5 protein-coding genes and 1 pseudogene are annotated in these 4514 nt (G+C 57.8%); 5 read left to right on the top strand and 1 reads right to left on the bottom strand.

Annotation, left to right across the window (positions count from 1 at the left end; genetic code table 11):
- Positions 1-376: 376 nt before the first annotated feature.
- The 4 genes and pseudogenes from CINSTRO3249_RS13030 (at position 377) to yciA (ending at position 2645) form a co-directional block, all read left to right on the top strand.
- Positions 377-785: pseudogene (locus tag CINSTRO3249_RS13030) on the top strand (YkgJ family cysteine cluster protein).
- 54 nt (positions 786-839) lie between these two features.
- The gene (locus CINSTRO3249_RS13025) at positions 840-1592 is read left to right on the top strand and encodes a YciC family protein (protein ID WP_074013586.1); all 753 of its coding nucleotides are present in this window, start codon (positions 840-842) and stop codon (positions 1590-1592) included.
- 37 nt (positions 1593-1629) lie between these two features.
- Positions 1630-2181, top strand: coding sequence for a septation protein A (locus tag CINSTRO3249_RS13020; RefSeq protein ID WP_074013585.1), 552 nt, complete (start codon positions 1630-1632; stop codon positions 2179-2181).
- A gap of 41 nt (positions 2182-2222) precedes the next feature.
- Entirely contained in the window at positions 2223-2645 is a 423-nt protein-coding gene (gene yciA, locus CINSTRO3249_RS13015; protein ID WP_074013584.1) for an acyl-CoA thioester hydrolase YciA, read from the top strand.
- Positions 2646-2686: 41 nt separating this feature from the next.
- Here yciA and tonB read toward each other — a convergent pair whose 3' ends face one another.
- Positions 2687-3436, bottom strand: a complete 750-nt coding sequence (gene tonB, locus CINSTRO3249_RS13010) for a TonB system transport protein TonB (RefSeq protein WP_074013583.1) — start codon at positions 3434-3436, stop codon at positions 2687-2689.
- A gap of 276 nt (positions 3437-3712) precedes the next feature.
- Here tonB and CINSTRO3249_RS13005 point away from each other — a divergent pair, with 276 nt between their 5' ends.
- Positions 3713-4009 carry a YciI family protein gene (locus CINSTRO3249_RS13005; protein WP_074013587.1) on the top strand — a complete coding sequence of 99 codons (297 nt, stop codon included), beginning with the start codon at positions 3713-3715 and terminating at the stop codon, positions 4007-4009.
- The last annotated feature ends 505 nt before the right edge of the window (positions 4010-4514 follow it).

The following is a 4514-nucleotide window of genomic DNA, read 5'->3' as shown; positions in this document are numbered from 1 at the left end:
TCATATGCTGTTTAACCAGCGTCTGATATCGGCGGGTAAGGCGAGAGTCAATCCCGCCAACAGATAGGTTGAAATCATTCTGCAAAGTAATAACAGGTATCACGATAAATGTGTAGATACCTATGCCGTTAGGGGTAAATTTGATCCTTGTCACCTTCCGCACGCGCGGCGGTGTAGAGGCAAATTGATGTGTCACACTGATAGCCAGTGTTATATCAATTCCCTTACTATTTACAGGTTGATCCATGTCAACGGATCGGCAACAACAGCAAAAAAAGCGGTGATTACTCATTTCTGTTGCTTTCAAGCGGCCGGCTGGGTAGTTTTCGAGGGGTGTCAGTTCAGCTTCGACGCCGCGGCGTCGGTGGATAACAGCATGAGCGATGATGGCAACCCCTGCCTGTCCTGCGGCGCCTGCTACGCCTTTTTTCGCGTGTCTTTTTACTGGGCCGAGGCGGATGACGGCGCCGGTCGCGTGCCGGCGGCGTTAACGGAACCACTCACCCCATTCTTACGCTGCATGTCGGGCACCAACGATTCGCGTAGTGCGCTGTCGCGCGCTACAGGGTCACGTCGGCGAGCACGTCAGCTGTGCCATCTACGCCTGCCGTCCTTCACCCTGCCAGGCATTTCAGATGAGCGGCGAGGACGGCCGGGCAAACGCCGCCTGCGATCGCGCCCGGGCGCATTTTGGCCTGCCGCCGCTGCCGCCGTCGACGACGCGGGGGATTGTCGTGCCGCCCTCGCCCTCGAATGATGCATTAGGGTGCCAAGCCGTGGATTAACAGGGTAGAATAGCGGGCTAGCCTAATCGTTGATTGTTTTGCCAAGGAGCCCCCATGCCAATTATGGCAAGTACCCTGTACCGCGACATGCTGAATTTTTTCCGAAACCAGTTTGCCAGTATCGTGCTGTTGGCACTGCTGACGGCGCTGATAAGCGTCGTCCTGGGGCATGCGCTGTCCCCGGGAAGTGAGCAGCTGATGACGTTGAGCGACGGTACCCATATGGGCGATACCGCCGGTATGAGTCTGCAGCAGCTGGTACAGCAGATGTCGGTGGACCAGCAGCGCGTGTTACTGAAAGCCTCCGCCGCCGGTACCCTGGCCGGTCTGGTCGGCAATGTCCTGCTGGCCGGCGGTCTGCTGACCATGATTCGCCTGGTGTCCAACCACCAGCCCGTCAGCGTATTGCGCGCCATCGGTTTATCGGCGCCGCTGTTGCCGCGCCTGCTGTTGCTTATCTTTCTCACCACGCTGCTGGTACAGTTGGGATTGCTGTTGATTATCGTGCCGGGTATTCTGCTGGCCATCGCCTTTAGCCTGGCGCCGGTCATCGCCACCAGCGACAATCTGGGCGCTATCAAATCAATGCGCCTGAGCGCCCGTCTGGCGTTCGCCAATCTGCGGCTATTGGCGCCGGCGGTCTTGTTCTGGCTTCTGGCGAAGGCAGCGGTGTTGTTGCTGGCGACACAGTTCACCCTGGTGTCGTCGCTGGTGGCGGCGATATTATTGAATGGGCTGAGCAACCTGATTTCCGCGCTGTTGCTGATCTATCTTTATCGTCTGTATATGTTATTGCGGCAGGCCTGATGGCCGGCGTTTTCCCTTTTTACCGGTGGATTGTGTTATGAAGCAGTTTCTCGATTTTCTGCCCTTGGTGGTGTTTTTCATCGTCTATAAGCTCTACGACATCTACTACGCGTCTGGCGCGTTAATCATTGCCTCTGCACTGGTATTGGTTTACACCTGGCTGCGCTATCGCAAGGTGGAAAAGGTCGCCCTGATAACCTTCGTGCTGGTGGCGATATTCGGCTCTCTGACGCTTTACTACCACAACGCGGAATTCATCAAATGGAAGGTGACGGTGATTTATACGCTGTTCGCCGTGGCGTTGCTGGTCAGCCAATTCGTCTTCGGCAAGCCGCTCATCCAGCGTATGCTGGATAAAGAGATCCATCTCCCCGCCCGTGTCTGGAACCATTTGAATATTGCCTGGGCGCTATTCTTTCTGGCCTGTGGCGCGGCGAACATCTACATCGCTTTCTGGCTGCCGCAGAGCGTATGGGTGAATTTTAAAGTTTTCGGCCTTACCGGCCTGACGCTGGTGTTTACACTGCTCAGCGGCATTTATATCTACCGCCATATGGCGGAGGACGAGCGCAATAACAATACCCATTAATCCTGCGCCTTCGGCGCCGGTGACGTTAAGCGGGAGTGATGATGAGCGAAGAGATAAAGCCGCCCGGCGGCGAAATGGTGCTGCGCACGCTGGCAATGCCGGCTGACACCAATGCCAACGGCGATATCTTTGGCGGCTGGCTGATGTCGCAGATGGATATTGGCGGCGCTATTCTGGCGAAAGAGCTGGCCCAGGGTCGGGTGGTGACGGTGCGGGTCGATGGCATGACGTTTCTGAAACCGGTGGCGGTGGGGGATGTGATTTGTTGCTATGCCCAATGCCTGAAAACCGGCAACAGCTCGCTGACCATTAATATTGAAGTATGGGTGAAAAAAGTGTCTTCGGAACCCATCGGCCAGCGCTACCGGGCGACCGAAGCGGTGTTTACTTACGTTGCGGTCGATAACGACGGTAAACCGCACCCGCTGCCGCCGGACCAACGTCAGCGCAGCGCTGCGGACTAAGGTGTTCGACGGGCGCCGTCCTTGCGCTGGGTTTTGTGCCCCTATTCGCCGCTGCTGACGCCCTCAAGGTCGAATTTAAAATTGACCGTCAAATTGGTCGCCGGTTTGCCTGGCTCGTAGATCCAGCGGCGCATGGCTAAACGGATATCGCGCTCAAACATATTGCGTGGCTGAGCCGTTAACACCCGCACATTTTCCACCCGACCGTCGGCATTGACATCGAACATCACGCTCACGCGCCCTTCTATCCCCAACGCTCTTGCCCGCGGGGAATAAATGGGGTTGGCCCGCTGCATGGCCCGAGGCGCATTACTCACGCTTTTCATGCTGCTGGTCGTGGGCGCGCTGGTGACCGGCGCGGTAGTCGGTCGAACCGCTGGCGCACTGGGGGCCGGCGTCGCCGGGCGCGTCTGGGGTTTCGGCGGCTGTGGCTTGATTTCACGGTGCCGTTCGGGCTTGGGCTTCGGTTTTGGTTTCGGCACCGATTTGGGCACCTGCACCGGTGCGGGCGGTTCCGGCACCGGCTCGGGCTCCGGTTCCGGGGCGGGTTGCGGCACGACTACCGGCTCGGGCTGGACTGACTGCGGCTCGGGCGGTTGCTCCACCGGCGGCGCCTGCTGGGGCAGAGGCGGCACCAGCATCACGGTCATGGGCTGCTCGACGGCGGAAGGCAAACTTATCGGCGGCACGGTGGCATAAAGTAATCCTGCGACCAAAGAGGCGTGTAATCCGGCAGAGGCAATAAACGGCCAGGAAAAGCGACGGGTCTGATTCAAAATAGTTAACGCCATATCATTGGAAGTCGTGGATGAGGGCAAAGTTTAAATGCAAATAGCAATCATATTCAATAACTGACAGCGATCTCTTTATCGTTTAGCGCATTTATCTGTCAGAGGGCAGGCGCACCGGACCTTTCGCTTCGGGGCCAAAGCCTCAGTGGTCATGTGTCGGCCCCCGCCGGCCTACCCGCTGTCAACCCGTCTCTATCACGTAACTTTTCGTTGCGCTACAGGGTGCAATATCATAACGTGAATTACTTTTACCTAATCCTGGTTGGGAGTCTTACCGTGCTCTATGTTATCTATGCCGAAGACGTGGCCGATTCGTTAGAAAAGCGCCTGTCCGTTCGCCCTACTCATCTGGCGCGTCTCCAGCTGCTGCGGGATCAGGGCCGCCTGCTCACCGCCGGTCCCACGCCCGCCATAGACAGCAACGATCCGGGCGCTGCGGGCTTTAGCGGTTCAACGGTTATCGCCGAATTTGACTCCCTCGAAGCAGCCCAGGCCTGGGCCGAAGCCGATCCTTATGTCGCCGCCGGCGTGTATGCAACCGTGCAGGTCAAACCCTACAAAAAGGTCTTTTGAACGCCAAGGTAGCGGGTGCATGCCCCCGCCAGCGCCCTGATGCGGGGCCTCTCCGGCGCGCGCATAAACGCTAACGACTATCCGGGCAACCAGCCAGTGTCAGCCTCCCTCGGCTATCCCTAATCAAACCTTGGGATAGCCCGTCGGCGCGTGCGCCCCTACCACGGGACCGTGAGCCCCTGGCACGGGGTGGCTGCGTTATCGCTTGACCCTTCATATCGCTTTCGTTGCCCTGAGCATCTTCCCCTGCCCGACTGCGCTTGTTGCCGCCGGCCATCTTTGTCGCCCCCGACCCCAGCCAATGAATTGGCGAGGGCAACTTCAAATTCGCCACGGCGCGGCGGCCATTGGACAACCTCGGCGTTTGTTTGTGCAGAAGTAAGCGCCCCATATAGGACGTCTTTCGATTTCGACAGGGATGATTAAGGATGGTGTCCACCTATTTTAAGTGGACACTATCTATGACAGAGCCCAAAAAACCGCGAGCCAACTACTCCATGGAGTT

The organism is Candidatus Sodalis sp. SoCistrobi, assembly GCF_900143145.1.
GTDB lineage: Bacteria > Pseudomonadota > Gammaproteobacteria > Enterobacterales > Enterobacteriaceae > SoCistrobi.
The sequence above is the reverse complement of the archived record's forward strand: the minus strand, read 5'-3'. Positions and strand labels throughout refer to the sequence as shown.

What these genes read in the sequence shown, in the direction of transcription:
- CINSTRO3249_RS13025 (WP_074013586.1), top strand. Translation starts at nt 840, where the DNA reads ATGCCAATTATGGCAAGTACCCTGTACCGCGACATGCTGAATTTTTTC.
- CINSTRO3249_RS13020 (WP_074013585.1), top strand. Translation starts at nt 1,630, where the DNA reads ATGAAGCAGTTTCTCGATTTTCTGCCCTTGGTGGTGTTTTTCATCGTC.
- yciA (WP_074013584.1), top strand. Translation starts at nt 2,223, where the DNA reads ATGAGCGAAGAGATAAAGCCGCCCGGCGGCGAAATGGTGCTGCGCACG.
- tonB (WP_074013583.1), bottom strand. Translation starts at nt 3,436, where the DNA reads ATGGCGTTAACTATTTTGAATCAGACCCGTCGCTTTTCCTGGCCGTTT.